The organism is Halomonas sp. AOP7-B1-5 (genome assembly GCF_052353045.1).
In the GTDB taxonomy this organism is placed as follows: domain Bacteria; phylum Pseudomonadota; class Gammaproteobacteria; order Pseudomonadales; family Halomonadaceae; genus Vreelandella; species Vreelandella colorata.
In genome coordinates this window covers 54,061-80,686 of the sequence record NZ_JBQTDC010000010.1, presented here as the reverse complement: position 1 = coordinate 80,686, position 26,626 = coordinate 54,061, and the positions used below count along the sequence as shown (strand labels likewise).

The window sequence follows — 26,626 nt, the reverse complement described above, 5'->3', positions numbered from 1 at the left end:
CCAACACTTGCCACTCTAGCTAGCCGATTTACGTGAGGCTAATTTCGTAACCTGTGAATTTTCGGAGATTAATTACGCCAGTATCCAATATCAGATACTGTCCTTTAATGCCTTGGAGTACTCCCTCGACCCGCGGCTGCTTGTCAAAATTATGCGATACCACCTTACGTGGAAACGTCTCAACCGGGTAGTCAAAGGCGTGCGGCGCCTCATCCAGCGTGCGGATAGCGTCCTGCCCATGCAGATCGCGCAGCTTGTCTAATCCATCACTCAACACATCCAACAGGCGATTTCGCTCAGCGTTTAAGTCAAGCGGCTCGACTTCCCCTTTCAGCATAGCGCGCCAGTTAGTGCGGTCGCTTACCTGCTCTTTAAAGAGCATCTCGACAAACCCCGACTGTTGACGCGTATTGACTTCGAGTATGGGCAGCGCCTGAATAGCGCCCTGATCCAACCAGCGAGTAGGCATCTGCGTTTTACGCGTAATACCTACTTTTAAGCCTGATGAATTAGCCAGGTAAACAATATGTGGTTGAAAGCAGTGTGTTTCGCCCCATTCCGGCTCGCGGCAGGTACCCAAAAAAAAGTGGCAGGTTTCAGGCTTCATGATGCAGGTATCGCACTGCGCCAAGCGTTTGAAACATGGGTAACAGTGACCTTGGGCAAAGCTTTTCTTGGTTGCCCGCCCGCAGTGCGTGCAGGCAATGGCGCCGCTCCATTCAAGCGATAACGGCATTCCAATACGTGAATTGAGGGGAATCTCTTGATCCCCTGCCCGCAGGTGATAGACCACCTTATCGCCTAGCTGGTCGGGCAATGTGGCGGACATCTTACGTAAGCACCCTTGCACTACCTGATCAGTCACGCGTTGCATCCCGGCCAAGCCCTGCCATTTCCGGTGTCACGCCAGCACCTGAGGAGGCTGCACCACAGGTACGCTGCTCCAGGTAGCCCACCCGGTTTTCTTCAGCAACGTTATTTTCGGCCTCGTAGCGCATTACCGCTTCCAGACACAGCTCCGTTTGTTCGGCGGTTAGAAAGCGACCGTCGGGCCATTTACGCAAAGACACGGCCTGCTTAAGGCTTTCATAAATCGCCGGGGTCATCTGGTTGATCATTTTATCAAACGTCATATCGCTCATTGCGGGCCTCTTAATCTGTTTTCAAACGGCGTGAAGAATAATACCAGCCTGTGACAAGCCCCACGAGAAGCCCACCTAAGTGTGCTTCATTGGCGACATTGCCAAACCCTACTGAACCAGCCAGATCCGTCATGGTGAATACCATCCACCCCAACATGAATACGACCAGCATTTGCGGAACGAAAAAACCGCTATGCGGCACGCGGCGAGACATCAGCCAGACATGCCCCAGCAAGGCATATACCACGCCCGACATTCCGCCAAACAGCACCGTGCCGGTGACGTACTGAGCGAGGTTGGCGCCAATACCGGCGATTAACAGCATAAGCAGCATGGTACGGCTGCCCTGTAACGCTTCGATTTGGCGCCCAAAATACCATAGCCACATTAGATTGAAGATAAGGTGCATCAAGCCGAAATGCAGAAATGCCGGAGAAAGCAGGCGCCACACCTGACCAGACGTCAGGGCTTGCGTTAAGTTGCCGTACACCAGCTGATTGCCCTCGATGCCTACCGGCACAATGGTCAACGCCATGACGATAACGTCACCAAACATTTCGGTTAAGGCAAATATCGCAAGGCTTATCGCAATGGATAGCACGGTTACCGGCACGCCATGCAGCAGCGTCAGCAGATTGCCTGTCGTACGCTTGCGTGTGGCAGGCCGATCCAGAATCAGTGGTTCGCCACGCTCCCAACGCCCTACCAGGGCTTTTAATTCTTCATGCTGGCGCGGGTCGGCCACCCATAACAGCGGGCCATCGGCTTCATCAGTAATACGGTGGCCGATCCGGTAGTGCCATAGTGCTTTACGCAATTCCTGCGTATCGACGCCACTGGGTAAACGTATAACGGGGTGCATAGCCTCTCCCTGTTGAAGGCCTTGAAACTTAACCACCACCCTATAGATCAAGCCACCAATCTATAGACAAAAAAAATCCGGCGGAGGGGCCGCCGGAAAAAAGCAAGGGATCATTCAAGGGAACACTTACTCTGATAGCCGACCGCACAGTTAGTTCAGCAGTTTCATAAAAAAAATGTAACCAGTTGTATCTATGACTAACGCAGGTTAATAAAAATCTTTCGCGTTTAGTGAAAAACAGTTTTAACCCTCGTTAACCACCTGAACCCAAACAAAATTATCCGAACTTAGCTGCTTTTCTCCGCTCCACCGATAGGCCACCAGACGGCCATATTTAACCGCACTATAATCCAGACAGGCGATATTTTGGGTAGGCAACGCGGGGATTCCTTCGCACCAGTAATGGCCTATAAAAAGCGGTGGCTCTTCCGGGCCATAATAGCTCAGGCGCTGGTACTCACTCTCGGAGAGCACACGCTCTTCCAGGTCGCCCGGCAGGTTATCCGGTTGAAAAACGACATCGCCCCACTGCTCCGGATGAGCCGACCAGAAATGCGCCCGAAAGCTCTGCCGGGTATAACCATCGCCGGATTGAATGGCGATGCCGCTAGGCAGCGGAATATTCGCTCCCCGGGTTAGCCGGTCGATAATACGATAAGCCTCGGTAGATGTGTCGGCAGATTCAATTAAAAACTGGTCATCCAGACGTCCATTAGGTAGGCGCTGCTTTAATTGCCCGATCAACCCATCATCCCAGCAGGCGTGTACTACGCGGATTCCGTCTATTTCTAGAAAAAGCGGCAGCGTTTTAAACCAGGCAAGCGTGTCTTCCCACTCGCTGGGGTAATCCTGGTACTGGGCCAAAGTGGCTTCAATAATACGGTTATGGCGCGGTGTGTGCTCACACAGCCAGCGTTTATGGCTGTCTGGCGGCGCCGGGTGGGTATACGTCAGAGCATTGTGCTCGTGATTACCCATGACGATATGCGCCTCCCCCGCCTCCACCATACGCCGTGCAACGGTGACGGCAAGACGAATACGCGGGCCACGGTCAATTAAATCGCCTAGAAAAATAACTTTTCGCTGAGGATGTCGATAAACGCCACCAGAGTCGCGATAACCCAGTTTTTCCAACAGGGCAATCAGCGTTGCACCGCAACCATGCACATCACCAATCAGGTCGTAACCTTCCATGCTTAATCTCCCAGCCGGTGGCTCCAACCTAATTTACTGCGCAGCACCTCATAAAAGTTATGTCCAATAGGGTGTACAAGCTTGACGCGCTCTGGCTTGCGCTTAATGACTAGTATGTCGTCTGGCTTGGCCACCGCTCGTGTTTGTCCATCACAGCTTATGTGTGGGTAGGCCTGATTGGTTTCACCAATATGAATTCGAATTTCGCTGGCCGCATCAACCACGATGGGGCGGCTGGAAAGCGTATGCGGGAACATGGGTACCAACGTCACCACATCAAGCTTGGGATGCATAATCGGGCCGCCGCCGGAAAGCGCATAGGCTGTCGAACCTGTCGGCGTTGCAATAATCAAGCCGTCGCTGCGCTGGCTATAAACAAACTGGCCATCAATGAACAGCTCAAACTCGATCATGCGCACGGCTTTGCCAGGGTGCACGACCACTTCGTTTAACGCATCACCATTACCGACGGCGACTCCGTTACGATACAGCACCGCATCGAGCAAAAAGCGCTCTTCAATTTCAAACTCGCCAGCCAGCACTTCACCCACCCGGCTTTCCAGTTCGTCGGGCGAGATATCGGTGAGAAACCCCAGCCGACCCCGGTTCACGCCCAACATTAACGTGCCGCTGCGGCACAGCGTGCGTGCCGCGCCCAGTAGGCTGCCGTCTCCGCCAATCACAATTACCAGGTCACACAGTTCGCCCAACATCCGCCGGCTGGCTTCAGGCTGGCCGTGGCTTGGAATTACGGTGGCCGTGCGATCCTCAACCAACACGTTATAGCCGTGCGCTACCAGATAGCTGATCAACCGTTGAAGCGAATCGACGACTTTGTCGCTGCCTAAACGACCAATCAAACCAATCGTTTTAAAGGGCCGTGTACTCCTTTCGCCGGATAACGGCGCGGAAGATGGCGGTTGAGTGTTAAGCATGGGAGGCTCTCGCTGGCATCAGCCTCACATTATGGCGATACCGGGAGTAACGGGCAAATAAGCTTAACGAAACCAAGGTAATAACTCAGGCCACGCTTGCGGTCCGACGCGTCAGCCACCAATGATTCAACCATAGTGACCCGACCATGATGAGCGCGCCCACGGCTAACCGCACGATATCCGCATCACGGTTCCAGATTAGCAGGTTGACCAGTAAACCGGCCGGCACAAGGGCATTATTCATAATCGCCAGCGTACCCGCATCGACCTTGGTAGCGCCCTGGTTCCAGGCAAAGTAACCTACGCCTGAAGCCACTAGGCCCAGCCACGCCAATACCCCCCACTGCAGTGACGTGCTGGGCAGCGCTGCACTATTGCCAAACAGAAGGTAAGCGGGCAGCGCAACCAGCATGGCGCCGATAAAAAACCAGCCAAACACGTTATGCCAGGCAAGCGTTGGCGGCAGGTCGGCCGCTAAGCGGCGATAGCCAACTTGGCCAAGCGCAAAGCAAAGGTTGGCGCCCTGAACTACAAAGAAACCCTGCCAAAAGCCGCTATCGATCCCATCGTAGCGAATAATGGCGGCGCCGATTACCGCCAACAGCGCGGTGATAAGGTACATAGGCGTAAAGCGGCCAAACAGTAAATCGTCCAGCAGCGCGATATACACAGGCGTAAAGATAGTAAAGAGGAGCACTTCCGGTACGGAAAGCAGCAAGAAAGATTGGTAAAAAAACGTGTACATTACGCCAAGCTGTACCGCACCCAGGCCCATCAAAGCGAGGCGTTGCTTACCGCGTAGCAGGCTTGGGCGTAAAAAAGGTAAAAAAACCAGCATTGCCAGCGTTACCCTAATCAGCACCGCGAAATAGCCATCGACCTGGCCCGCCAGGTAAACGCCTATTAACGAAAATGAAAACGCCCATAGCGCCGTTACACTAATTAGATAGCCCACTGGTAAACCTCGTTTATTAAAATGGTTTACGCAGATTATACGGACTTATCGCGGCCTGCCAACTGGTAAACCTGCATAAATGTCCTAGTTAACGACGCTCTATACACGCTTGAGCCACCATAGCGCATAAATTACGCCAGGCAGCCAGCCAACTAGGGTGAGCACCACGCCGATAACAATACGCGTAGCGCCGGCACCGGTTAACGCCAATGCTAACGGCGGTAATAAAACAGCCAGCGCCATATAGGCAGCTTTTAGCGCTTTAGGCTCGGAGACGGGGGAGTCCGCGCCAGTTTTTTCCGATTTAGCCTTATCAGAAGTAGCCTCTTCAGCCTTAGCTTCCAATTGAGCGCCGGCTGGCTTGGCATGAGATGGCAACGGCTTGGATTGGGGTGAAGATTCCGGCGGCGTAAAATGCTCCACTGCTGGCTGAGCACGCTGAGTTTCGGATTGTTCACGACCTTCTTTGCGGTGGGCCTGCTTATCGATTTTTTGCTCTAATTCAGTGGCATCCTGAGCGAGATCATCGTGGTAGCGCTCCCAATCTTCCCAGTCGTGCGGGGTGCCGGATTTGGGTCGCTGCTGCCCTGCCCCACGGGCACGTTCCCAGGATTTTTCCTCAAGGGTATTCGGACGGTCGGGTTCGCGTTCAACGCCCACACCTTTGCGATTAAGATACTCACGTGCATCCATTTGAAGCTCCTTACGTTAGCGATACGCAAAGCGTTGAATGTAATTAGTGCCAATTCACACCAAGCATGGCTCTAAATCATCTACATTGGTAAGAGCGTTTGAGCTGTAAAATGTTTAAGCCGTGACTACGCATTATCGAATAACCTAGCTCGCGTTGCACTTAGCTATCACGCGTTAAGACCTCGTTGCACACAGGTGTGATTCATATACGAAGGTGTGCATAAGGAGTGACCGATGAACCAGCAAGCCCCGCATACCGTTCGCGATATCATGTCCCGAGACTGTTACCGCGTCTCGCCCTCCACATCCATTACCAACTTGGCCCAAGGTTTAGCGCTTCATCGCCTGCCGGGTGCCCCCGTTGTTGATGCATCAGACCGACTAGTTGGTTTTATTTCTGAACAGGATGTATTGGGTCACGTACTTGATTGCCTTTATCATGACCACGAGACACCAATGGTCGGCGAGTTGATGCGCCAGGAGGTGCTGACGACCACTCCCAATAAAAGCATTACCGACCTTGCCCAGGAAATGCTCGGCAAAAAACCTAAAGTTTACCCGGTCGTTGAGCAGTTGCGCTTGGTGGGTATCGTTACCCGGCGTGATATTCTGATTGCGCTTCTTAAAATTCGCTGCCATTAAGCGCTGATAGCAAGCTAACCACTGAACAACGGTCAAAAAAAACCGCTGCTTTAAAAGCAGCGGAAGCAAGGGATCGAAAACAATAGCTAGGACAACACTATTAGCGACTGCTATCGCTACGTTGTCTGTACTAACTCAGACACTCTCTAATGAAAAAGTTCGCTACTCCGTAAAATTTTCGTCTCCAAAGGGGTGCACGCGTATACTAAAGCTTACATATACGCATAAGTGGTTAGGAGTGAATACATGGCACTTTACCTACTGGTGCTTGGGGTTTGCCTGTTGGTGATGGGTGCCGTTTTACTGGTATTAATGACGGCGGGGACCCCCAGGTATCGCACCGAACCAAAAGATTTGCTGGCCCTTTTTGACAAGGCGTTAGTTAGCCAGGTGAGCGAAACCGAGTGGAATGCGATTATCGGCTACCCGATACGCCATAATGAGTATCTGGATGGGGTTCGCCGACGCGCTGCACACCTGATGGAGCTACATGGTCGACGCTGGCTGATCGCTCAGGGTAAACCGCTTTTAAATCATGAAGGGCAAGCAGAGCTGCAAGCATTACGCGACCATCTGGCGGCCCATACGGCGTTGCATCAGAAGTAGATGCGGCTAAACGCGCCGAGGAGATAATAGCCATGCCGAGTACCATCCGCAGAATCCCACTGGATAGCGCCACACATCATCATGCGCATGATTTTCACCAAATCGTGATAACCCTGTGTGGCTCATCGGAATTTGAGATTGAGGGGTTGGGTGGCCGCGTGAATGCTTTTTCAGGCTGCATTGTGCCGGCGAACCATGAGCACTACTACTCAGGCCAGGGGCACAATCGGCAGCTCATTCTGGACCTTCCAGAAGATGCACCAGCACTTACCGGCGAGCATCGCGAGCTGGTCGCCCTATTTGATGCCCCGCGCTTTTTTGCCCTGGATAACCCATTACGCCATTATTTGGCATTTATGGAGAGCGAACTCGCCCAAGGGTTTGACACATCCTATGCATCTTTTCAGCAGGACCGCTTGGCAGCCACCCTACTTGGCTCACTAAAAGCCCGGCTTGGCAACCCACCAACAGTATGTCAGCGGCGGATCGACCTTACCCAGATTGATCGTTTTATCCACCGTCATCTTGCTGATGCGTTACGTGTGGCTGATTTAGCCAAGCTCGCCTGCCTGAGTGAGGCGCACTTTTCAGAACGTTTTCGGGGGCAAACCGGGCTTTCTCCCTGGCAATACGTCAAGCGCCAGCGGCTGCACGCCGCCCGTCAGCTTATTTTGCAAAGTCGGCTACCCTTAACCGATATTGCCATTCAAACCGGCTTTGCCAATCAAAGTGCGCTTTCTCATGCGTTCAGACATAGCTACGGCGTATCACCTCGCATGCTGCGCCAAGCGACATCAGAGCCACTATCTAAAGCGTCACCAACCAGGGCTAAAAATCCTCTGGCAGCACAAAAATCATTCCACTAAAGTCTAAAAACCACAGCGCTTGCCACGGAATTGACATGTTTTTCCGAGGAAACGACATACACCAAACTTGATAGCACTCTACATTCGACCGCTGCTTGGGCGAAAAGCCCTACCACCTATTTGTCTTTATTTAGATTTTCGGGGGCCTCAATGCTCAACGCTAAAAAAATGCGTGATTCTGCCACCTGGCAAACTGATCTTGATACGCTAATGGCCCAGGTGAGCGACCACTATTTGGTGGACGAAGAAACCTACGTTGGCGAGCTTATCAAACTGCTGGATGCCGATCGCGAAGACTTTGCTCGCATTGAGGCCAATACGGCGGCGCTAATACGCGATGTGCGTGAAATGGACACGGCCGTCGACACCATTGACGAGCTTTTACAGCAGTACAGCCTGGACACGCATGAAGGGTTGATGCTGATGTGTCTGGCCGAAGCCATGCTGCGCATCCCCGATAAGGCGACCGCCGACGCTCTGATTGAAGACAAGCTTGGTCCGGCCGACTGGCAGTCTTACGCAGGCAAAAGTGAGTCGTGGATGGTCAACGCTTCCACGTGGGGTCTTTTAATGACCGGCCGCGTTCTAAAGCTCGACCATCCGCGGGATGGCCAGCCAGCTACCTTTATTAACCGTATGGTTAATCGTATGGGCGAGCCTGTGATTCGTCGCGCGATGGTTGAAGCGATGAAAATCATGGGTAAGCAATTCGTATTGGGGCGTGATATCAACGAAGCCCTGAAACGCTCCAAACCGCTTTTCAATAAAGGCTACACCTACTCTTACGACATGCTAGGTGAAGCCGCGCGTACGCGTGATGACGCGAAGCGTTACTTTGATGATTATGCCCGCGCCATTGAGCAGGTGGGTAAAACGTCTAAAGCACTGGGCGAGAAAACGCCCGCCCCGTCTGTCTCGATCAAACTTTCTGCACTTCATCCGCGCTATGAATTCGGCCGCCGTGAGCAGGTACTCGCAGAGCTTGTCGACACCGTTATCAAGCTGGTAACTAAAGCCCGCGAGCTGGATGTTGCCGTTACTATCGATGCCGAAGAAGTTGACCGTTTAGAGCTTTCGCTGGAAGTTTTCCGCGCGGTTTACTCAAGCGATTCGGTAAAAGGCTGGGGCCACTTTGGCCTGGTGATTCAGGCGTACTCCAAGCGCGCCCTGCCGGTGCTTCACTACATTAACCGCTTGGCGGATGAGCAAGGCGATGAAATTCCGCTGCGCCTAGTGAAAGGCGCTTACTGGGATAGCGAAATCAAAGAGTCGCAGCAGCTGGGTGTCGATGGCTACCCGGTTTATACCCGTAAAGCATGTACCGATGTTGCTTACCTGGCGTGTGCCCAGTTTCTGCTTTCAAACGATACCGTCGGGCGCATTTTTCCGCAGTTCGCCACGCATAACGCCCATACGGTCACCAACATTCTGGAATTTGCCAACCACGACAGTCGGCCGTTTGAGTTCCAACGCCTGCACGGCATGGGTGAAGCGCTTTACGATGCGGCCCTGGAGCGCGCGCCCAAAGGCACGTACTGTCGCATCTACGCCCCAGTAGGCGCGCATAAAGATCTGCTGCCCTATCTGGTGCGCCGCCTGCTGGAAAACGGTGCTAACTCGTCGTTCGTCCACCAGCTGGTTGATCCAGAAGTGCCGGTGGAATGGCTTTGCCAGCACCCGATTGAGACCTTGCGTCAGCAGAAATCATTGACCAATACGCGGATTCCGTTACCCAAGGATATTTACGGACCCAAGCGGCGTAACTCGCGGGGCGTTAACCTAAATATCCGCAGCCACTTCTATCCGCTGATGGATAAGATGGCCGCCTTCATGGATAAGCAGTACCTGGCCAAGCCGCTATTGGCGTTCGATGTGGCAGACGATGCCGCCAATACCCACAGCGTGACCTGCCCGTTTGATCGTCGTCAAAGCGTAGGCAGCATTCAGTGGACGACAAAAGAGCAGGCAACCGAGGCACTGGATGCAGCCTGGAATGCCTTCCCGCGCTGGGAAGCCACGCCGGTTGCTGAGCGCGCGGCCGTGCTGCGTCGCTTAGCCGACCTGATGGAAGACAACATGCCCGAGCTTATGACCCTTTGCTCACGCGAAGGCGGCAAGCTCTTAACGGATGGTGTGGACGAAATCAAAGAAGCCGTTGATTTCTGCCGCTACTACGCCATGCGCGCAGAAGAGTCTTTCGGCGAGCCCATTGAACTGCCGGGACCAACCGGCGAATCCAACCGGCTGATCATGGGCGGTAAAGGTGTGTTTGCTGCGATAAGCCCCTGGAATTTCCCGGTGGCTATCTTCTGCGGTCAGATTGTTGCCGCTGCCGTTGCGGGCAATACCGTACTGGCCAAGCCTGCCGAGCAAACATCGATTGTCGCTCACCGCGTGATTGAGCTGCTTTACGAAGCAGGCCTGCCGCGCGATGTGGTTCAGCTACTGCCGGGCGATGGCCCGACCGTGGGCAGCGTGCTGACCTCCGACCCGCGTATCACTGGCGTAGTCTTTACCGGCGGCACCGACACGGCGCAGATCATTAACCGCGCCTTGGCTGCGCGTGAAAACGCACCGCTGCCCACGCTGATCGCTGAAACCGGCGGCATGAATGCCATGATCGTCGACTCTACCGCCCTGCCCGAACAGGTCGTGGTCGATGTTATTCAGTCTGCGTTCCAAAGCGCTGGCCAGCGCTGCTCAGCGTTGCGAGTTCTTTACCTGCAAGACGATGTTGCCGACCGCGTCATCACAATCCTTAAAGGCGCTATGAACGAGCTGCGCATCGGTGATCCGCGCGATTTGGGTACCGACGTTGGCCCGGTGATTGACGAAGAAGCCCGCAAAGGCCTGCTTGAGCATATCCAAAAGCTTAAAGGCGAAAACCGCTTAGTCGCTGAAACGCCGATGGCTGCCGAGCATACTCAGAACGGTACGTTCGTGGCGCCCGTAGCCTTTACCATCGACAGTATCAATTCGTTAACCCGCGAGCAGTTTGGCCCTGTGCTGCACATTGTGCGCTACAAGGCCAGCGAGCTTGACCGGGCAATCAGCGACATCAATGGCCGTGGCTACGGCCTGACTTTTGGGGTGCATAGCCGCAATGAGTCCTTTGCCGCTGAAATTGCGCAGAAAATTCGTGCGGGCAATGTATACATTAATCGTAATATCATTGGGGCCGTGGTGGGCGTCCAACCCTTTGGCGGTCAAGGACTTTCAGGCACAGGCCCTAAAGCGGGCGGGCCGAATTACCTGCAGCGCTTTATCACTGAAAAAACGGTTACCAATAACACCGCCGCTTTAGGTGGTAACGCGTCTTTACTGGCGCTAGGCGATGAGTAAATAGCTCATCATAATAACGAACCTGAACTCCTCAAAAAGGATCTCTCATGGTTGAAAATAATAGCGCAACGGCCTTTACGTCCCCCCTCTTGAGGAGGGGGACATTAGGCATAGGGAACGTTACACATAAACGCTCGAAACCTCTTTTTGACGACTCCTTCGAGGAACGCTCGAAGGTCGTAACGTGAATAAGAGACAGGGTTAACAACAATAAGTCCGTGCGATTACCAAGCATTGCTCGGTAAGCGCACTCACCAGTCGGTGCTATCCGACTTGATAAACGGGAGAATTTCATGGCTATTGGCGTTTGGATCAGCCTTTTTGCTTACTTTGCGCTTATGATCGGCATTGGCCTATATGCCATGCGCACATCCACTTCGACCTCTGAAGACTACGTGCTGGGCGGTCGAACCTTGAGCCCCAAAGTAGCGGCCCTGTCAGCGGGTGCATCAGACATGAGCGGCTGGCTGCTGCTGGGGTTGCCCGGTGCGATGTTCGTGTCTGGCTTGGGCTCGGCCTGGATCGGTATTGGCCTATTCGTGGGCGCCTTCTTCAACTGGTTATTGGTCGCACCACGCCTGCGTGAGCAAACCGTTCACTATGGTAATGCGATCACTATTCCAGCCTTTCTGGCCAATCGGTTTCCTACCCGGGCAATGTCGCTAAGAACGGTATCGGCCATCGTTATCGTTATTTTCTTCGCAGTTTACACAGCGTCTGGCCTAGTGGCAGGCGGGAAGCTGTTCGAAAGCGCCTTTGCGGGGATTATCAACATTGGCGACATGAGCGACTACGCTCTGGGCATTATCATCACTCTCGGCGTGGTGCTTATTTATACGGTAGTGGGCGGTTTCTTGGCCGTGAGCATGACGGACTTTGTGCAAGGCTGCATCATGATGCTGGCACTGATCATCATGCCGGCAGTTGTGCTCTTTGGTGAAGGCGGCGGCGGTTTCACTCAAGCATCGCAAACGCTTAACGACGTCGATCCCACGCTGCTGTCGTGGACAGAGGGCCTGACCTTCATCGGCTGGCTTTCTGCCGTTACCTGGGGCTTAGGTTATTTTGGCCAGCCGCATATCATCGTGCGTTTCATGGCCATTCGCCACCTGAAAGATGTGCCTACTGCACGTAATATTGGTATGGGCTGGATGGCGATTTCCCTGATTGGTGCGGTTTCGCTCGGCATCTTTGGTCGGGCTTACGCTATCCGCAACGGTATGGATATTCAGGATCCGGAAACGATCTTTATTATCCTGGCAGAGCTGCTGTTCCATCCGCTGATTACCGGCTTCCTGTATGCGGCCTTGCTTGCGGCAGTCATGAGTACCATTTCCAGCCAGCTGCTGGTGGCGTCGTCATCGCTAACCGAAGACTTCTATCGTCTCTTCCTGAACAAGCAGGCATCAGAAAAGCAGACCGTTACCGTGGGCCGGATTAGTGTGGTACTGGTAGGTTTGGTGGCAGCCTTTATTGCCTCCGACCCCGACTCTCAGGTGTTAGGCTTAGTCAGTAACGCCTGGGCAGGCTTTGGTGCAGCGTTCGGCCCCCTGATTATCTTATCGCTGATGTGGTCACGCACTAACGGCGCTGGCGCCATCGCAGGCATGATCGTCGGTGCTGTCACCGTGATGGTCTGGATCGCGCTGGGCTGGAATGGCGAATTCATGGGTGGCCCTGGCATCTACGAAATCATTCCTGGCTTCATTGCTTCCTTCATTGCCATTCTGGTGGTGAGCAGCGCGACTGCCGATGCCGGTGAATATCAGCATATCGAACGATAGAAAGAGTCTGAAGTGATCTTTGAAGGCCACCCCCGGGTGGCCTTTTTCATGCGCTCATTGCCCTGGGTCAATAATGCCGCCACACCATGACGATATCCTTTATTCATAAGTGACAGACACTTATCGAGTAACGTCAACAGCAAGGAGCAACATCATGCGCCATCTATCTTTCCCCGCACTGTTAACCATGGGGCTGGCCACGGCCACCCTGGCCGCCAGCAGCCAAGTATTTGCCTACGGTGCAGGCGACTTTTTTACCCGTGCAGGGGTCGCCAAAGTGGCCCCCAAAAGCCACAACGGAGAACTTGCCGATGGCGCCTTTGCGGTCAATGTACAGGATAAAACGGATTTCGCTTTTACCCTTGGTTACCGTTTCCACGACAAGCTAGGGGTTGAGCTTCTCGCCGCCCTCCCGTTTGAGCATGATATTGCTCTCAATGGGGATAATCTGGCATCAACCAAGCATCTTCCCCCGACCCTGACACTGCAGTATTACCCGCTCGGCGGCACGCAATCCCGTGTGCAGCCCTATATTGGCGCAGGCATCAATTACACGCGTTTTTCAGATGAGTACGTGGCGATTGGTGAACTTAATTTGGAAAACTCCTGGGGGGCAGCAGGCCAAGTAGGTGTCGACCTACTGATCGACGACCACTGGGCGCTTAACGCGGCCGCCTGGTATCTGGATATCAATACTGATGCCACTATTAACGGTACGGCTGCGGGCTCTGTGGACATTGATCCGGTTGTCGTGATGGGCGGGCTAAGCTATCGCTTTTAACGGATAGCACTAGGAAAAGCGCTTGGCGAACCAACACCGGGATGAATTTTTCCTACCGGGCCAGCCAGTGCGCAGGCCCGATGGGTTAACCGCTAGTTGTCTGTGACTAGCTGATCGACCTTCTCAAATGCCCGCACCACCAGAAACTGGTCACTGGAGCGCACTTTTTCCTGGATCAGATAGGCGGCAATCGCAGGGGCCACTTCGCATTTGGCGGGTAACGGCGCATTGGCATCAATAAGCGCATTAAGCCGGGCGACAAACACAAAGCGCACCCACTGGGGTAGCGACATGGTATCGATACAAAAGGGCTCCTGACTTGCAAAAGCGCTTGCCTGGGGAGTTTCGACACGCCATAAGTTGGCGGCCTTCATGGCGGCTTCAAGCTCGAGAAGCGCGGTTTGAAGCTGTTGATGGACGCTCATAAACACCTTAATTAATCAGTAACGGTTCACCTTTATTATCCCAACTCTATACGTGAGTTGCTACTTATACCCAGTAATTAACAGTTACCCACCGATTCACAGAAAACCTGCAAGAGCCTGTGGATAAACTATGGAAAGGTGCCGGAACCGCTACTCTCAGAAGGCTTACAGGAAATTGTTTGTTTTTTGATCACCAACCAAAAGAAAGCAGCGATTTAACCGCCGTTTCGGCTGACACTGTGCGGTGGGCAAGGTAGAGTGCAAGCTTGAAATGCGGAAGGACATCATGCAACCAATTCAGACCATTGATGAGTTTTTTACACGCAGCGGTGCCGAGGTTTCGCTCTATCATATGGGCCGGCGTGTCTCCGCCTGTACGCGCGATACGCTGGCAAGCTTTGAGCTGGGTCATACCGCTTGGCCCGAGCCATGGCAAGGCCAGGCGCGAATAGCGGCCGTTTTTCGCCTTGGGGATATGCCGGAACCTGCGATTTGGTTTTTAGCATTGCCTCTAGACGAGCAAGGATTACTCTCCCCCGCCCAGCGCGACGGTTTTTTAAACCGGCTGATCGAAACGCTGGGAAAAAATGTTGCTCAAGCGGGGCAAAACGTTAAAGACGCAGATCATCTAATGAAGGATAATCCGCTCGCTTTCACGCCAAATGTGACTTTTCAGGCAATGCTTAATGCCTACGCCACCCTTGAGCGAGGATTGCCCGCCAGCCAGCATTTTGAGCCGGTTGACGCCTATTTGAGCGGTCAACTGGATATCGACTGGCAAGCATTAGGGCTTCAAGGTATTGCCGACTATACGGTCAGGCTGGACGACACCCAGGCAGAGGCGCTTGCTTCTCGTCTAGCGACGCTGCCAACTAGCGTTGTGCACTCACTCTGCTACTGTTTAGAACACCAGCCACTGCCAGTATCTATGATACTGGCGCTGCGCGAGATAGGTGAGCAGGCAGCGAACAATGGCGACATGGAAACCTTATGTAGCTGCATTCGTGCGGTAGGCAGTACCTCTCATCCGGCGGTTGGCGACTGGTACTCAAGCCTGTTAGATGATAAACACGCCTGCGGGCCGGATGTACTCGCAGCTATTGCCGGGCGAGGCTGGCTTTTATTGGAAGACGCATATCGTTTACCACTTTTCCTCAACCGTTTGGCTGAAGATGAGCGGACTAGCTTTGCCGCTGTTGTTCGTGATATTGCGCTTATCCCGCGCTTGCGGCTGCCCGTCATGATGGCACTGCGAGACGCTCCGGCAGGCTCAGCGATACAGCGTCGTTTAGCAGCCATGACACAGGCAGCTAACCGTTAGACGGATAGCACTATCTATGCATTGCAAGGAGTAAGCCGTGAAGGAATTACCCTATCAGGCTAAAGCGGTCATTGGCCGCCGCGAGATGGTAACGTTGCCTGAACTGGGCCTTCATCTATGCTGTAAAGCAGATACGGGCGCCCGGACTTCAGCACTGCACGCCGAAGATATTCAGACCCATGAAGATGAGCACGGCCAGTTATGGGTAAGCTTCATTACCCATAGTGGCGGGCCGACAACGCCTGAACACCGTATCAAGCTGCATCTTCATGATCGGCGCCGGATTACCAGCTCAAACGGACATAGCGAATGGCGCTACGTGATACGCACGCCAATGCAGATGGGCCAGCTGAACTTTTTCGTTGAGCTCACTCTGACAGATCGCAGCAATATGCGTCACCCTATGCTGCTTGGACGCCGCGCCATGCGTCGCCTGCTGGTTGCCCCCGGCGCTGCATTTTTACATGGCGAACCCTAACCTAACAATGATTAGTCTTTTATTTGGCCCGGAGTCCTGAATGCACATCGCTCTACTATCACGTAATCGCAACTTGTACTCTACTCGCCGCCTTATTGAGGCCGCGGAAGTTCGGGGCCATACAGCGCGCGTAGTAGATACACTGCGCTGCTATATGAGCATCGCCTCGCATCACCCTTCGATTCATTATAAAGGCCAGGAAATAGAGCCGTTCGATGCAGTCATTCCGCGGATTGGCGCGTCAGTTACGTTTTACGGCTGTGCGGTACTGCGTCAATTTGAAATGATGGGTACCTACGTCATCAATGATTCGGTAGCGATTACTCGCTCGCGGGATAAACTACGCTCACTGCAACTTTTATCACGTAAAGGGCTAGGATTGCCGATCACCGGTTTTGCTCATTCACCAGATGATATTCCCGATCTGATTACCATGGTCAAAGGCGCGCCGCTGGTCATTAAGCTGCTGGAAGGCACCCAGGGGATCGGCGTCGTACTCGCTGAAACCAATCAGGCGGCCGAGTCGGTTATTCAGGCCTTTATGGGGATGAAGACCAATATCATGGTGCAGGAATACATTAAAGAAGCGCGCGGTGCGGATATTCGCTGCTTCGTGATTGGCGATAAAGTGGTTGCCTCAATGAAGCGCCAGGCGGCAGAGGGTGAGTTTCGCTCTAACCTCCACCGTGGCGGTACCGCAAGCGTTATCCGCATTACGCCTGAAGAGCGCTCTACCGCGATTCGCGCAGCGAAAGCCATGGGGCTAAGTGTGGCGGGTGTGGATCTTTTACGCTCTAACCACGGGCCGGTCATCATGGAGGTAAACTCCTCCCCCGGTTTGCAGGGCATTGAAAACGCCACCGGCAAAGATATTGCGGGCATGATTATCGAACATATCGAAAAAAATGCCTCTCCGGTTCGTAAAGCGCCCCCCAAGCCTAAAGGCTAAGAGGAAAAACCAAAAATAATCCGCATTAGGGGTGGCAAATAGACGCTGCCACCCCCACAATCTGCGTCACCGAAGGAGGTAGACGCTCATGTTTCTCGACAATCGCCAAGTGGCGATGGACAGCGTGCTGGAAGCGCTGGCCGATAGCATTGATTATTTCCAGGATAATATCGAACGCTTGCGTCCCTCGCTGCGTGATGCACTGAAACCGCACTATACTGCGCGGTTAAAGCAGATGCGTAAACTGCAGGAATTGGCACGTGCGCATTTAAAAATGCTGCCGCGCGATGCTGATGTTGAACGCGATGATTTTTTATGGCTCTGGAGCCGTCTTAAAAGCTTCGTTGGCAACGATAGCCAAGTATTAATCAATGAACTGTTAGAGCAAGAGCGTGTGCTGATGCAGGCGTTATCCACACTCTTTACTCACCCCCTACCCGACCCGATCGAGCCAGTCGTCGATGAATGTATGCAGGGGTGTCGGAAGTTGATTCGTGAGCTTTACGGGCTGCAAAAACGTAAAGCACACCGCTAGCATCTATTCGCTTGATTCCGGTTCAAATATATAAAGCGTCGGCGTAATGACTGGCTCGACGCTTCGCAGCTCGATGGGCTCGGCGGGTCCTAAAAAGTAGGGCTGCCTGTCCCACACGTAAATATCTCCAAGCGTGGCTACACGTGCCGCCCACTCGCGCACTCTTAAGCGCCACTCGTCCGCGGTGGGCCTTTCTTCGGCCACACATCCGGTTACATCCATACCCAACGCCCGACCAATAAATATTGCCCTCGGCAAATGCCAGCTTTGAGTTACCAAAAGCGCATGTTCAAGCTGAAAAACATCTCGGGCCCTCGCCAGCGTGTCATAGGTGCTAAAGCCAGCAAAATCCATGGTGAGCTGGTCAGCAGGCACCCCCCGCCGATGCAGATCACGCCACATGGCACGCGGCTCGTTATAGGCCTGGGTACGATTATCGCCGGATAGCAGTAGATGCGATACACGCTGCTCGGCAATCAACGTGGCGGAGGTGCGCATACGCGCGTGAAAGTGAGGGTTGCGTAACCCGCTACGCGTCCAGTGAGACGTGCCGAAAACGATGCCTACATCCGCTGGACGGCACTCAGGTATCTGTCGATCGATATAGCGTGCCGTAGTGCCGAGCACATATAAATTACCGAGCACAAACAACAATGCCGCCAGCAGCAACAATGCTCCTAGCGACATCAGCAGACGCTTTGCCCACCTCAACAACATGCTGTACATCTAGCGACCCAGAGGCGTTTAAAACATGCCGAGCTCAAGCTTAGCCTCGTCGCTCATCATGTCACGGCTCCAGGGAGGGCTGAAAACAATCTCGGTGTGCACTTTATTTATTTGCGGCGCCCCTAAAATTTTATTACGTGCATCTGCCGCGATGACGTCCCCCATACCACAGCCGGGGGCCGTTAGCGTCATGCGAATGGTTACTAACCGCTCGCCGGTAATCAGGCGCTCAATACGACAGCCATATACCAGCCCCAGATCCACGATATTGACGGGGATTTCCGGATCAAAACAGGTGCGCAGCTGTTCCCATACAAACTGCTCGATCTCATCTTCACTAGCACTTTCAGCCAGGGTTGGGCGCGGCAGCGCCTCAAGCCCCAAGGCGTCCAGGTTGCGTCCTTCAATAAGATAAAGGCGCCCTTCAAAACCAACGCTGACCGAGCTACCTTTCGCCTGCATGACGCTGACGACGCTGTCTTCCGCCAAGGTTTCCGTTTTGCCAAACGGAATCGCAATAGCCTCCACGTCACGCTGGAGCGGCAGTTTCTGGCCTCGATCAAGGCTAGCGATTTGCTCGATATCCATAGGATTCCTTAGCGCACCATACCAATAACACGATTAAGCGCTGCAACAAATGCATCCACTTCGTCGAGGGTATTATACGCAGCAAACGAGGCACGGCACGTAGCATCCACGCCAAAATGATGCAGCAGCGGCTGTGCACAGTGGTGCCCGGTACGAATGGCCACGCCTAATTGATCAATTAATAGGCCGATATCTTGGGAGTGTGCGCCGTCAACTACAAACGACAGCACGCCCGCCTTATTCGGCGCGGTTCCTAAAATACGCAGCCCATCAATACGCTGCACTGCCTGAGTAGCATGCTCAAGCAGCACGCTCTCCCACTGCCCAATGGCGGTGATACCCACGCTCTCAACCCACTCAAGCGCTCGGCCCAGCGCGATAGTTTCCGCAATGGCGGGCGTACCCGCCTCAAATTTATGCGGAATACTTGCAAAGGTGGTGCCTGCGTCGAAAGAGACGGTTTTAATCATCTCACCACCGCCCTGCCATGGCGGCATGGCCTCCAGCAGCGTTTTTTTACCATACAGCACGCCAATACCGGTGGGGCCATAAACCTTATGGCCGGAAAAGGCGTAAAAGTCAGCATCAATCGCCTGCACGTCGACTGTTTGATGCGGTGCAGCCTGCGCTCCATCGATGAAAATCAGCGCACCGTGCTGGTGAGCAAGCGCCGCCATCTCTTTTACCGGGTTAATCGTGCCCAGCGCATTAGAGACATGGTTAACGGCGACTAGCTTGGTGCGCTCGCTTAAAAGCTCACGATAAGCGGCCATATCCAGCGCACCCGTGTCATCGACCGGAATGACCTTGATGGTAAAACCGCGCTCAGCGGCCAGCAGCTGCCAGGGCACAATATTGGAGTGATGCTCAAGCAACGAGACCAGCACTTCATCACCCGCGGTGAGGTTAACGCGCCCCCAGGTTTGAGCCACCAGGTTAATTGCTTCCGTCGTTCCACGAGTAAAGATAATCTGACGAGTATCTTCGGCATTGAGAAACGCTTTTACACGCTCACGCGTGCCTTCAAACGCCGCCGTCGCTTCATCGGCCAGCGTGTGCAGCCCACGATGGATATTGGCGTTATAGCGCGAGTAGTAATCGCTAAACACGTCAATGACCTGTTGCGGCGTTTGGCTGGTCGCGGCGTTATCCAGATAGACGAGCGGCTTGCCATGGACTTCCCGACCAAGAATCGGGAAGTCTTCACGAACCGCCAGCACATCATAGGGCGCCTGGCCACTCGCTGTCGCTTTCTCAAGAACCGTTGACGACATTCATCACTCCTCATGTAAGCGTTGAGCTTAGCCGTTAAGATAGCCGTTAAGACCAGTTGTTAAGACTAGTCGTTAAGCGCGACGGCGGTTTCCACCAGGCCTGCCAGGTTGAAGCGCTCAGGCAGCTTACCGGCAACGGCCAGCTCGACGCGCTCGGCAATTTCATCCAGCGCGACTTTATCCAGCACTTCGCCTGCAAACGCCAGGGTCAGAAGACCACGTGCCGTGGCTTCATCAATACCGCGGGTACGCAGGGCATAAATCGCCTCTTCATCCAACTGACCGGTCGTGGTGCCGTGCGAGCACTTCACATCATCGGCGTAGATCTCAAGCTCAGGCTTGGCATCAATCTGGGCGCGGTCAGACAGCAGCAGGTTCTGGTTGCTCTGGAAACCTTCGATCTTCTGGCTGTCACGCTTGACGTAGACCTTACCGTTAAACACACCGTGAGCGCGGTCATCCAAAATGCCTTTGTAGTTCTCGTTGGAGAACGTTAAGGGCGCGTTGTGATTGACCTTGGTATGGTTATCCACATGCTGGCGGCCTTGGCCAAAGAACAGTCCGTAGAAATTGGTTTCAGCACCCTGGCCGTTCAAGTCGCTGATCAGGTCGTTACGTACCAGCGCCCCGCCCAGGTTCAGGTTGTACGAGGTATAGCGAGTGTCGCGGCCCTGCTCGACGTGCATGCTGGCAATGTGCAGGTCGTTAAGCGGCGCTTCCTGCAACTTGTAGTGGTTCAGGATGGCACCGCGATCAAGCATGAACTCGCCTACCACGTTGGTGAAGTTAGCGGCTTCCTGATCACCGCAATAGTGCTCAATCAACGTGGCTTCACTGCGCCCACCGGCCTCTACCAGAATACGCGGATGGCTCATCACCGGCGCACTGTTAGCCCGGGAGAGAAACTGCAGCACGATGGGTTTATCAACCACCGTACCGGGCGCGATACGTACCACAGCGCCCTCTTCCATAAACGCGGTATTCAGCGCGGCAAACGAGGAGAAATCCACGCCGGTCAGACGGCCAAGCGGCCCACCCACTGCTTCATGGTTTTCAGTCAGCGCCTTGGAAAGCGGCAACACGTGAACGCTTTGGGGCAGCGCATCAAGGTCTGAAAGCGCCGGGGCAAACACACCATCGACAAACGTGAGACGATAAGCCGAGATAGGCAATGTGACGGCCGCCGCCTGCGCTGGTGAGAAATCAGCGTTATCGGCTAGCGCAAAGTTGCCTTGGGCAATAGCGCGAACGTCGGTATATTTCCACTCTTCATCACGACGCGTGGGGAAGCCCAGCGCTTCAAAGCGTGCAGCGCCCGCCTGACGGCGCGCGGCAATCCACGTCGGCTCCGCCTCGCGTTGCTGGCTACGCGATTTCAGCGTGTCCAGAAAAGTTTTCGTATCGCTCATGCCGCGGACTCCTCAATACCTTCGTAACCATTGGCCTCAAGCTGCTTGGCAAGCTCGGCATCGCCGGTTTTGACGATTCGACCATCCACCAGGACGTGGACTTTATCGGGAACGATGTAGTCAAGCAGACGCTGATAGTGAGTTACCAGCAGAATCGCCCGCTCTTCGGCGCGCAGGCTGTTAACACCATCCGCCACGACTTTCATGGCATCGATATCGAGGCCCGAGTCGATTTCATCAAGCATGGCAAGCTTGGGCTGAAGCACCAGCATCTGGAGAATTTCGTTGCGCTTTTTCTCACCGCCGGAGAAACCTTCGTTAACCGCGCGCTGCAGGAAGCTGGCATCCATCTTCATAAAGCCGAGTTTTTCTTTAACAAGCTTCATAAACTCAGGTGCTGGCATGTCCTCAAGACCGCGGGCTTTACGCTGGGCATTAAGCGCAGATTTCAGTAGGTAAATATTTTTAACCCCCGGAATCTCGACCGGGTACTGGAAACCTAGCAGCAGGCCCGCCTGGGCGCGCTCTTCGATTTCCATTTCAAGTACGTCTTTACCTTCAAAGGTGATGCTACCCTGGGTGACTTCATAGCCATCTTTACCGGCAATCACCGCTGACAGGGTTGATTTACCCGCGCCGTTAGGACCCATAATGGCGTGCACTTCGCCTGCATTGATGGTCAAAGTCAGGCCCTTGAGAATTTCTTTATCTTCAACGGTGACGTGTAAGTCAGTAACTTGCAGCATAATCTTAAACCTTCTAATTCTGGCGAGTCGCTGGCGCGACGCGTATCAAAGTAATTTGTACGGCAAACCGGCTAAACGATTAGCCTACCGCGCCTTCCAACGTCACGTTCAAGAGCGCTTCCGCTTCTACCGCAAACTCCATCGGCAGCTCCTGGAATACATCCTTACAAAAACCATTCACGATCATGCTGACCGCGTCTTCTTCGGAAATGCCCCGGCTACGGCAGTAGAACAGCTGGTCTTCACCAATTTTGGAGGTGGTAGCCTCGTGTTCAATAGTGGCCGTGCTGTTGCCAATTTCCTGATAAGGGAAAGTATGTGCGCCACACTTGTCACCAATCAGTAGCGAATCGCACTGGGTGAAGTTACGTGCGCCTTTGGCACGTGGGCCAATTTTCACCAGCCCGCGGTAGGATTGGTCACTTTTACCTGCCGAGATACCTTTAGCCACGATATAAGAGCGCGTGCCTTCACCGATGTGAATCATCTTGGTGCCGGTATCTGCCTGCTGGCGGCCGTTGGTGACGGCGACAGAGTAGAATTCACCGATGCTGTCTTTACCGCGCAGCACGCAAGAAGGATATTTCCAGGTAATGGCCGAGCCGGTTTCAACCTGCGTCCAGCTAATGCGCGAACGCGCACCGCGGCAATCGCCACGCTTGGTCACAAAGTTATAGATACCGCCCTTGCCGTTCTCATCACCGGGGTACCAGTTCTGTACGGTGGAGTACTTGATGTACGCATCATCTAGCGCAACAAGCTCAACAACCGCCGCGTGCAGCTGGTTCTCATCGCGCATCGGCGCGGTACAGCCTTCCAGGTAAGACACCTGAGCACGGTTTTCACAGATAATCAGCGTGCGCTCGAACTGCCCAGTATTGGCGGCGTTGATACGGAAGTAAGTGGATAGCTCCATCGGGCAGGTAACGCCTTCTGGTACAAACACGAACGAGCCGTCGGTAAATACCGCCGAATTAAGCGCGGCAAAGTAGTTATCCGCTACCGGCACCACGGTGCCCAGATACTGCTTGATCAGCTCGGGGTAGTCGCGAATCGCCTCAGAAATGGAGCAGAAGATAACGCCGGCTTCAGACAGCTCTTTTTTGAACGTAGTGGTAACCGATACCGAGTCAAACACGGCATCGACGGCCACACCGGCAAGCGCTGCACGCTCATGCAGCGGAATACCCAGTTTCTCGTAAGTTTCCAGCAGCTTGGGATCGACCTCATCCAGACTTTGTGGGCCATCTTCCGGGCGCTTGGGAGCACTGAAATAGGAAATAGCCTGATAATCGATCGGCGGGTAATCCAGGTGCGCCCAGGAGGGTTCCTTCATGTTCAGCCACTGCCGATAAGCGTCAAGACGCCACTCAAGCATCCACTCTGGCTCGCCCTTTTTCTTGGAGATAAAAGCAATCGTGCCTTCATCCAGGCCAGGAGGAAGAGTGTCGCTTTCGATATCGGTTACAAAGCCATCTTTGTATTCGCGACGAACCAACTGTTCCATTTCTTCGGTTGCCATGGTGTTACCCTCCGGGCAGTTGGTGGCGAGGTCTCCTCGCCGTCAATAAGGATAAATTGCCTAGTCGTTACGCAGAAACCGCCGATAGGCTGATACTTTGAATCGGTAATTGCACGGGCAGCTTAAGGGGCGTGGACGCCGCTAAATGGGCCAATGTCACGCTTTCAAGCAGGGTACGAATCGCTAGCGACACGCGCTGCCAGTTATCGGCCACACCGCATGTTGCAACCAAGTCACACTCGCCTTGGGCTTGGCTACACTCCGTCATCGCTACGGGCCCTTCAATGGCCGAAATAATGTCGGCTGCGGTAATTTGCGACGCGGGCCTAGCGAGCCGATACCCCCCCTGAGCGCCGCGCTGCGATGCTAAGAGCCCTGCCCGAACCAACATTTTAAGCGTTTTACTAACCGTTGGATGCGGTAGCTGAACGGCTTCGGCGAGATCAGCTGCCGCATGCGATGCCTGAGGGTGACGCGCAATCTGCGCCATAACCACAGCGGCGTAATCAGTCAGCCGAGAAAGCTTTAGCATGTCGACTCCTATTAATTAGTCAGTCATCAAGCTGGCGTACGTATTAATTGGGTACCATTTTAGTCCTGTATAAAATTGATGTGAAGCCCTAACGCACAATCATTGGCAAATTAGCCTTATTCTTGGCACGTTCGATGCAAATGCCATCAAAAACGCCAATCATTATCATTTAAGAATTCTATTTGCTACTCGATATAAAAAAACCTACCGCGTAAAGGGGTAGGTTTTATAGTGCATTAAGCAATCAGGCCTTTTTAACAAACTCCGATTTGAGCTTCATAGGACCAATACCATCAACTTTACAGTCAATATCGTGGTCGCCCTCGACGATACGAATACTCTTGACCTTCGTGCCTACCTTAACCACCAACGAGCTACCCTTGACCTTCAGGTCCTTGATAACCGTTACGCTGTCACCGTCAAAAAGCAGGTTACCGTTAGCATCACGCACGCTTGGAGCGTCATCCGCCGCGTCGGTATTTGCCGTTTTTGACCATTCATGGCCACATTCCGGGCACACGTACTGCAAGCCGTCATCGTATGTAAACGTTGAGGCGCAGGAGGGACAGTTAGGCAGTTCGTTCATGGACGGCTCCATCGCGGGCAATAAGAAAGCGATGGAGCCTACACCGAATGGACAAAATGCTCCAGTCTGAGAGGCTATCAGCCCCGCTGGTAAGTGCCCACCAGGCGGTCAATGCCTAATAGATGCGGCTCAACTTCTTTTAAAAGCTCGGCCATGCTGAGCCCTTCCGGCAGCGCCGTTTGATGATCCAGCGCCAGCACCAAGAAATAGTAAAGGTGCTTGCCATGCCCTTCAGGTGGCATCGGGCCGCCATAGCCGCGCTTGTCGAAGTCGTTGCTGCCTGGCGTACCGATCGGGGTATTTTCCTCAAGGCCCGTAATATCGCCCGGCAGATTATAAAGAGTCCAGTGAATAAACCCGTAGCTGCCGTCTTTAACAAGCGGCGCATCGGGGTCATGGCAGATCACCGCAAACCCTTTGGTACCTTCAGGGGCGTTATGCCAGGCAAGCGGTGGAGATACATCCTCACCTTCGCCGGTATAACGTGCAGGAATCGCCTGATGCTGCTCAAAAGCCGTACTGGTAACTTGCATGGATGATCGTGCAAATGCCATTTGTCTCTCCTTGGGTTAGCCAATGACGCTTAGTACAGGGTGGCTGGAAAGAGTGCCGCTATCAAGGCCGGTTCAGAAAACCTGAGTTTTGTTGCCACCACTGCCGAGCTATCTCGACATTTTCTGCGTTACCGGCAGGATTCAGCACGGTGGGCAGTTGAACGTAGCTTCCACCTGTGTTCACCATCAAGAGCGGATCTTGCGTTGCCAGCTGTAGCGCATACAGCACCAGCATTTGCTCATACTCATCGTGTGTATCCAAACGTGAAAACAGCAGAGGCACGGCGGACAAGCCAATTTCGCCTAATCGTTCTGCCGCGATATACCACACCCGTGGATTCTCACGATCACCGTAGGTGGAAACAAACCGCCGGTCGGAAAGCCGGCTTACATAGTAAGACGCCTCTTCTTCAGGGCTTACAAAGAGCGGCGGCACCCAGTCGGTCGCCGAAGCCGTATTGGCGTAAGTATTCGGCGCTGCCGGGGGCGGCGTTTGGGAAACCGGCACGTCAACCGTGCGCGGATTTTCGGGCGCGGATGTACGCTGGCTGCCCGCACATCCGGCTAACAATACGCTTCCCAGCAGTAAGACATACAACACTTTTTGCTGCATTTTCATGCTCCCTGTGCACTCCCTCACAATAGACCTGCCATATCCATGACCAACATCATGACCAACGGCCCTGGCGTTTTAAACGTCTTTTTACCCAGCCATCATACAGCTTGCGTAACCCGGGTTTAATAAGCGGCAAGCCAATAACCCAGGCCACTGGACGCAACAATGCAACGCGCGCCATTAATAGCCGATAGGCATCAATCCCCTCAACGATGCGCCCGTCGGTTTGCTCAATATGCAGCGACCTTAAGGCCGCCTCCGGCGCTATCCCTTTATTTCGCAACGCCTGCTGATATTCGCTCACATCGCACCAGCGAATATCGCTTGCCCCTTCGCCCGCCCAACGCTCATAGCGCTGTCTGTCTTTGCGGCAGCTGGGGCAAACCGCATCGTAATAGACATTGATGACATCGTGATTAGGCATAGTCAGCTCTAGGTAACGTTTTACCGATTAAGTGTGGCACTTACCCCGCCAGAGGCAACCCCACTGCAGCGCAATTCGGCAAGCATCCGCGGTTAACCGTCAAACGACAATCAAAAAAGCCTGCGATGCCAAATGAACG

The 26,626-nt window shown here is 53.8% G+C and carries 29 protein-coding genes; 10 read left to right on the top strand and 19 right to left on the bottom strand.

Features of this window, described 5'->3' with window-relative positions; all coding sequences use genetic code 11:
- Nucleotides 1-28: 28 nt before the first annotated feature.
- The 7 genes from ACT3XD_RS07490 to ACT3XD_RS07460 all read right to left on the bottom strand — a co-directional run bounded on the left by ACT3XD_RS07490 (nt 29) and on the right by ACT3XD_RS07460 (nt 5,781).
- Nucleotides 29-874, bottom strand: a complete 846-nt coding sequence (locus tag ACT3XD_RS07490) for a DUF2797 domain-containing protein (RefSeq protein WP_225736106.1) — start codon at nt 872-874, stop codon at nt 29-31.
- Nucleotides 858-1,142 (bottom strand): YeaC family protein, encoded by a 285-nt coding sequence (locus ACT3XD_RS07485; RefSeq protein ID WP_018917478.1) that lies wholly within the window; start codon nt 1,140-1,142, stop codon nt 858-860. The genes ACT3XD_RS07490 and ACT3XD_RS07485 overlap by 17 nt, the downstream gene beginning before the upstream one ends.
- Before the next feature lie 10 nt (nt 1,143-1,152).
- Nucleotides 1,153-2,004 (bottom strand): rhomboid family intramembrane serine protease, encoded by an 852-nt coding sequence (locus tag ACT3XD_RS07480; protein WP_192537628.1) that lies wholly within the window; start codon nt 2,002-2,004, stop codon nt 1,153-1,155.
- 243 nt (nt 2,005-2,247) lie between these two features.
- Nucleotides 2,248-3,198, bottom strand: coding sequence for a metallophosphoesterase (locus tag ACT3XD_RS07475; protein WP_192537629.1), 951 nt, complete (start codon nt 3,196-3,198; stop codon nt 2,248-2,250).
- A 2-nt stretch (nt 3,199-3,200) separates the two neighbouring features.
- On the bottom strand, nt 3,201-4,133 hold the full coding sequence (locus tag ACT3XD_RS07470; protein WP_192537630.1) for an NAD(+) kinase: 933 nt from the start codon (nt 4,131-4,133) through the stop codon (nt 3,201-3,203).
- Nucleotides 4,134-4,218: 85 nt separating this feature from the next.
- Nucleotides 4,219-5,088, bottom strand: coding sequence for a carboxylate/amino acid/amine transporter (locus ACT3XD_RS07465; RefSeq protein ID WP_192537631.1), 870 nt, complete (start codon nt 5,086-5,088; stop codon nt 4,219-4,221).
- Nucleotides 5,089-5,187: 99 nt separating this feature from the next.
- Nucleotides 5,188-5,781, bottom strand: coding sequence for a YqaE/Pmp3 family membrane protein (locus ACT3XD_RS07460; RefSeq protein WP_192537632.1), 594 nt, complete (start codon nt 5,779-5,781; stop codon nt 5,188-5,190).
- A gap of 234 nt (nt 5,782-6,015) precedes the next feature.
- Here ACT3XD_RS07460 and ACT3XD_RS07455 point away from each other — a divergent pair, with 234 nt between their 5' ends.
- The 6 genes from ACT3XD_RS07455 to ACT3XD_RS07430 all read left to right on the top strand — a co-directional run bounded on the left by ACT3XD_RS07455 (nt 6,016) and on the right by ACT3XD_RS07430 (nt 13,802).
- Nucleotides 6,016-6,423, top strand: coding sequence for a CBS domain-containing protein (locus ACT3XD_RS07455; protein WP_192537633.1), 408 nt, complete (start codon nt 6,016-6,018; stop codon nt 6,421-6,423).
- Nucleotides 6,424-6,669: 246 nt separating this feature from the next.
- Complete coding sequence (locus ACT3XD_RS07450) at nt 6,670-7,029, top strand: hypothetical protein (protein ID WP_192537634.1); 360 nt, start codon at nt 6,670-6,672, stop codon at nt 7,027-7,029.
- Between the two features lie 32 nt (nt 7,030-7,061).
- The gene (locus ACT3XD_RS07445; RefSeq protein ID WP_192537635.1) at nt 7,062-7,895 is read left to right on the top strand and encodes an AraC family transcriptional regulator; all 834 of its coding nucleotides are present in this window, start codon (nt 7,062-7,064) and stop codon (nt 7,893-7,895) included.
- 150 nt (nt 7,896-8,045) lie between these two features.
- A complete protein-coding gene (gene putA / locus ACT3XD_RS07440) occupies nt 8,046-11,237 on the top strand; it encodes a bifunctional proline dehydrogenase/L-glutamate gamma-semialdehyde dehydrogenase PutA (RefSeq protein WP_192537636.1) in 3,192 nt (1,063 codons plus the stop codon).
- A 293-nt stretch (nt 11,238-11,530) separates the two neighbouring features.
- Nucleotides 11,531-13,021, top strand: coding sequence for a sodium/proline symporter PutP (putP, locus tag ACT3XD_RS07435; RefSeq protein ID WP_192537637.1), 1,491 nt, complete (start codon nt 11,531-11,533; stop codon nt 13,019-13,021).
- A 154-nt stretch (nt 13,022-13,175) separates the two neighbouring features.
- Complete coding sequence (locus tag ACT3XD_RS07430; RefSeq protein WP_192537638.1) at nt 13,176-13,802, top strand: OmpW/AlkL family protein; 627 nt, start codon at nt 13,176-13,178, stop codon at nt 13,800-13,802.
- Nucleotides 13,803-13,894: 92 nt separating this feature from the next.
- Here ACT3XD_RS07430 and ACT3XD_RS07425 read toward each other — a convergent pair whose 3' ends face one another.
- The gene (locus tag ACT3XD_RS07425) at nt 13,895-14,227 is read right to left on the bottom strand and encodes a YqcC family protein (protein ID WP_192537639.1); all 333 of its coding nucleotides are present in this window, start codon (nt 14,225-14,227) and stop codon (nt 13,895-13,897) included.
- A 286-nt stretch (nt 14,228-14,513) separates the two neighbouring features.
- Between ACT3XD_RS07425 and ACT3XD_RS07420 the strand changes: the two genes are divergently transcribed.
- The 4 genes from ACT3XD_RS07420 (at nt 14,514) to ACT3XD_RS07405 (ending at nt 17,510) form a co-directional block, all read left to right on the top strand.
- The gene (locus ACT3XD_RS07420) at nt 14,514-15,548 is read left to right on the top strand and encodes a DUF3549 family protein (RefSeq protein WP_192537640.1); all 1,035 of its coding nucleotides are present in this window, start codon (nt 14,514-14,516) and stop codon (nt 15,546-15,548) included.
- A gap of 37 nt (nt 15,549-15,585) precedes the next feature.
- A complete protein-coding gene (locus ACT3XD_RS07415) occupies nt 15,586-16,026 on the top strand; it encodes an ATP-dependent zinc protease family protein (RefSeq protein WP_018917491.1) in 441 nt (146 codons plus the stop codon).
- 40 nt (nt 16,027-16,066) lie between these two features.
- The gene (gene rimK / locus ACT3XD_RS07410) at nt 16,067-16,975 is read left to right on the top strand and encodes a 30S ribosomal protein S6--L-glutamate ligase (RefSeq protein ID WP_192537641.1); all 909 of its coding nucleotides are present in this window, start codon (nt 16,067-16,069) and stop codon (nt 16,973-16,975) included.
- Between the two features lie 88 nt (nt 16,976-17,063).
- On the top strand, nt 17,064-17,510 hold the full coding sequence (locus ACT3XD_RS07405; protein ID WP_192537642.1) for a hypothetical protein: 447 nt from the start codon (nt 17,064-17,066) through the stop codon (nt 17,508-17,510).
- A gap of 3 nt (nt 17,511-17,513) precedes the next feature.
- Here ACT3XD_RS07405 and ACT3XD_RS07400 read toward each other — a convergent pair whose 3' ends face one another.
- The 11 genes from ACT3XD_RS07400 to ACT3XD_RS07350 all read right to left on the bottom strand — a co-directional run bounded on the left by ACT3XD_RS07400 (nt 17,514) and on the right by ACT3XD_RS07350 (nt 26,487).
- Nucleotides 17,514-18,236 (bottom strand): SanA/YdcF family protein, encoded by a 723-nt coding sequence (locus ACT3XD_RS07400; protein WP_192537643.1) that lies wholly within the window; start codon nt 18,234-18,236, stop codon nt 17,514-17,516.
- Between the two features lie 18 nt (nt 18,237-18,254).
- Complete coding sequence (gene sufT, locus ACT3XD_RS07395; RefSeq protein ID WP_192537644.1) at nt 18,255-18,824, bottom strand: putative Fe-S cluster assembly protein SufT; 570 nt, start codon at nt 18,822-18,824, stop codon at nt 18,255-18,257.
- An 8-nt stretch (nt 18,825-18,832) separates the two neighbouring features.
- On the bottom strand, nt 18,833-20,098 hold the full coding sequence (locus tag ACT3XD_RS07390; protein ID WP_192537645.1) for a cysteine desulfurase: 1,266 nt from the start codon (nt 20,096-20,098) through the stop codon (nt 18,833-18,835).
- Nucleotides 20,099-20,163: 65 nt separating this feature from the next.
- Nucleotides 20,164-21,507 carry a Fe-S cluster assembly protein SufD gene (gene sufD, locus ACT3XD_RS07385; RefSeq protein ID WP_192537646.1) on the bottom strand — a complete coding sequence of 448 codons (1,344 nt, stop codon included), beginning with the start codon at nt 21,505-21,507 and terminating at the stop codon, nt 20,164-20,166.
- Nucleotides 21,504-22,253 (bottom strand): Fe-S cluster assembly ATPase SufC, encoded by a 750-nt coding sequence (gene sufC / locus ACT3XD_RS07380; RefSeq protein WP_018917498.1) that lies wholly within the window; start codon nt 22,251-22,253, stop codon nt 21,504-21,506. The genes sufD and sufC overlap by 4 nt, the downstream gene beginning before the upstream one ends.
- Before the next feature lie 79 nt (nt 22,254-22,332).
- Nucleotides 22,333-23,775, bottom strand: coding sequence for a Fe-S cluster assembly protein SufB (gene sufB / locus ACT3XD_RS07375; RefSeq protein WP_192537647.1), 1,443 nt, complete (start codon nt 23,773-23,775; stop codon nt 22,333-22,335).
- A 67-nt stretch (nt 23,776-23,842) separates the two neighbouring features.
- Nucleotides 23,843-24,307: an SUF system Fe-S cluster assembly regulator gene (locus ACT3XD_RS07370; protein ID WP_192537648.1), complete on the bottom strand. Its 465-nt coding sequence runs from the start codon at nt 24,305-24,307 to the stop codon at nt 23,843-23,845.
- A gap of 244 nt (nt 24,308-24,551) precedes the next feature.
- Entirely contained in the window at nt 24,552-24,893 is a 342-nt protein-coding gene (locus ACT3XD_RS07365; protein ID WP_192537649.1) for a zinc ribbon domain-containing protein YjdM, read from the bottom strand.
- A 77-nt stretch (nt 24,894-24,970) separates the two neighbouring features.
- Complete coding sequence (locus ACT3XD_RS07360; protein ID WP_192537650.1) at nt 24,971-25,447, bottom strand: YbhB/YbcL family Raf kinase inhibitor-like protein; 477 nt, start codon at nt 25,445-25,447, stop codon at nt 24,971-24,973.
- 61 nt (nt 25,448-25,508) lie between these two features.
- Complete coding sequence (locus ACT3XD_RS07355; RefSeq protein WP_192537684.1) at nt 25,509-26,060, bottom strand: hypothetical protein; 552 nt, start codon at nt 26,058-26,060, stop codon at nt 25,509-25,511.
- A gap of 55 nt (nt 26,061-26,115) precedes the next feature.
- Complete coding sequence (locus ACT3XD_RS07350; protein WP_192537651.1) at nt 26,116-26,487, bottom strand: thiol-disulfide oxidoreductase DCC family protein; 372 nt, start codon at nt 26,485-26,487, stop codon at nt 26,116-26,118.
- Nucleotides 26,488-26,626 lie beyond the last annotated feature (139 nt).

Excerpts from the sequence above, each read along its gene's own strand:
- ACT3XD_RS07490 (WP_225736106.1), bottom strand. The coding sequence starts at position 874 with ATGCAACGCGTGACTGATCAGGTAGTGCAAGGGTGCTTACGTAAGATG.
- ACT3XD_RS07485 (WP_018917478.1), bottom strand. The coding sequence starts at position 1,142 with ATGAGCGATATGACGTTTGATAAAATGATCAACCAGATGACCCCGGCG.
- ACT3XD_RS07480 (WP_192537628.1), bottom strand. The coding sequence starts at position 2,004 with ATGCACCCCGTTATACGTTTACCCAGTGGCGTCGATACGCAGGAATTG.
- ACT3XD_RS07475 (WP_192537629.1), bottom strand. The coding sequence starts at position 3,198 with ATGGAAGGTTACGACCTGATTGGTGATGTGCATGGTTGCGGTGCAACG.
- ACT3XD_RS07470 (WP_192537630.1), bottom strand. The coding sequence starts at position 4,133 with ATGCTTAACACTCAACCGCCATCTTCCGCGCCGTTATCCGGCGAAAGG.
- ACT3XD_RS07460 (WP_192537632.1), bottom strand. The coding sequence starts at position 5,781 with ATGGATGCACGTGAGTATCTTAATCGCAAAGGTGTGGGCGTTGAACGC.
- ACT3XD_RS07455 (WP_192537633.1), top strand. The coding sequence starts at position 6,016 with ATGAACCAGCAAGCCCCGCATACCGTTCGCGATATCATGTCCCGAGAC.
- ACT3XD_RS07450 (WP_192537634.1), top strand. The coding sequence starts at position 6,670 with ATGGCACTTTACCTACTGGTGCTTGGGGTTTGCCTGTTGGTGATGGGT.
- ACT3XD_RS07445 (WP_192537635.1), top strand. The coding sequence starts at position 7,062 with ATGCCGAGTACCATCCGCAGAATCCCACTGGATAGCGCCACACATCAT.
- putA (WP_192537636.1), top strand. The coding sequence starts at position 8,046 with ATGCTCAACGCTAAAAAAATGCGTGATTCTGCCACCTGGCAAACTGAT.
- putP (WP_192537637.1), top strand. The coding sequence starts at position 11,531 with ATGGCTATTGGCGTTTGGATCAGCCTTTTTGCTTACTTTGCGCTTATG.
- ACT3XD_RS07430 (WP_192537638.1), top strand. The coding sequence starts at position 13,176 with ATGCGCCATCTATCTTTCCCCGCACTGTTAACCATGGGGCTGGCCACG.
- ACT3XD_RS07425 (WP_192537639.1), bottom strand. The coding sequence starts at position 14,227 with ATGAGCGTCCATCAACAGCTTCAAACCGCGCTTCTCGAGCTTGAAGCC.
- ACT3XD_RS07420 (WP_192537640.1), top strand. The coding sequence starts at position 14,514 with ATGCAACCAATTCAGACCATTGATGAGTTTTTTACACGCAGCGGTGCC.
- rimK (WP_192537641.1), top strand. The coding sequence starts at position 16,067 with ATGCACATCGCTCTACTATCACGTAATCGCAACTTGTACTCTACTCGC.
- ACT3XD_RS07405 (WP_192537642.1), top strand. The coding sequence starts at position 17,064 with ATGTTTCTCGACAATCGCCAAGTGGCGATGGACAGCGTGCTGGAAGCG.
- ACT3XD_RS07400 (WP_192537643.1), bottom strand. The coding sequence starts at position 18,236 with ATGTACAGCATGTTGTTGAGGTGGGCAAAGCGTCTGCTGATGTCGCTA.
- sufT (WP_192537644.1), bottom strand. The coding sequence starts at position 18,824 with ATGGATATCGAGCAAATCGCTAGCCTTGATCGAGGCCAGAAACTGCCG.
- ACT3XD_RS07390 (WP_192537645.1), bottom strand. The coding sequence starts at position 20,098 with ATGTCGTCAACGGTTCTTGAGAAAGCGACAGCGAGTGGCCAGGCGCCC.
- sufD (WP_192537646.1), bottom strand. The coding sequence starts at position 21,507 with ATGAGCGATACGAAAACTTTTCTGGACACGCTGAAATCGCGTAGCCAG.
- sufC (WP_018917498.1), bottom strand. The coding sequence starts at position 22,253 with ATGCTGCAAGTTACTGACTTACACGTCACCGTTGAAGATAAAGAAATT.
- sufB (WP_192537647.1), bottom strand. The coding sequence starts at position 23,775 with ATGGCAACCGAAGAAATGGAACAGTTGGTTCGTCGCGAATACAAAGAT.
- ACT3XD_RS07370 (WP_192537648.1), bottom strand. The coding sequence starts at position 24,307 with ATGCTAAAGCTTTCTCGGCTGACTGATTACGCCGCTGTGGTTATGGCG.
- ACT3XD_RS07365 (WP_192537649.1), bottom strand. The coding sequence starts at position 24,893 with ATGAACGAACTGCCTAACTGTCCCTCCTGCGCCTCAACGTTTACATAC.
- ACT3XD_RS07360 (WP_192537650.1), bottom strand. The coding sequence starts at position 25,447 with ATGGCATTTGCACGATCATCCATGCAAGTTACCAGTACGGCTTTTGAG.
- ACT3XD_RS07355 (WP_192537684.1), bottom strand. The coding sequence starts at position 26,060 with ATGCAGCAAAAAGTGTTGTATGTCTTACTGCTGGGAAGCGTATTGTTA.
- ACT3XD_RS07350 (WP_192537651.1), bottom strand. The coding sequence starts at position 26,487 with ATGCCTAATCACGATGTCATCAATGTCTATTACGATGCGGTTTGCCCC.